Annotated in this window: 1 pseudogene; it reads right to left on the bottom strand. The window is 81.2% G+C overall.

From position 1 onward, the window contains the following. Positions 1 to 451, bottom strand: a pseudogene (locus J1M41_RS11600) (Flp pilus assembly complex ATPase component TadA); the annotation flags it as partial.

Here is a 451-nt window from a genome sequence, read left to right as displayed (position 1 = left end):
GCCAGCGCGGCCAGCGACGGCGTCGCCGCGGCCGGGATCCGCAGGCTCAGCAGGGTGCCGCCGCCGCTGACCGGGGGCAGGACCGCGTGGACGCGCACGCCGCCCACGCGGGCGTCGGCCAGCGGCACCGCCGCGTCGAGGCGGCGGCCGGCCCGGTGCAGCAGCCGCACCGCGAGCGCCCGGGCGGTCTCGGGGTCGAGCCGATCGGGGCGGCGGACGAGGCCCTCGTCCCCGTCGGTCCACACCGCGCCCGCGCCGTCCACGAGCACGTCGGTCACGCCCGGGGTGCGCACCCAGGGTGCGAGCGGGCCGAAGCCGTCGAGCTCATCGACCAGCGCCGCCACGCGCGGGTCGTCGATCGGCGCGTCGAGGGCCTCGGCGATCAGCGGGGCCAGCGGCGGCTCCGCCCCGTCTGCGGCCGACGCACGGGCCTCGGCCACACGCCGGCGCA

It is taken from the genome of Micrococcus sp. KRD096 (assembly GCF_017168495.1).
Classification (GTDB): domain Bacteria; phylum Actinomycetota; class Actinomycetes; order Actinomycetales; family Micrococcaceae; genus Micrococcus; species Micrococcus luteus.
This window is presented reverse-complemented; position numbering and strand designations above follow the sequence as displayed.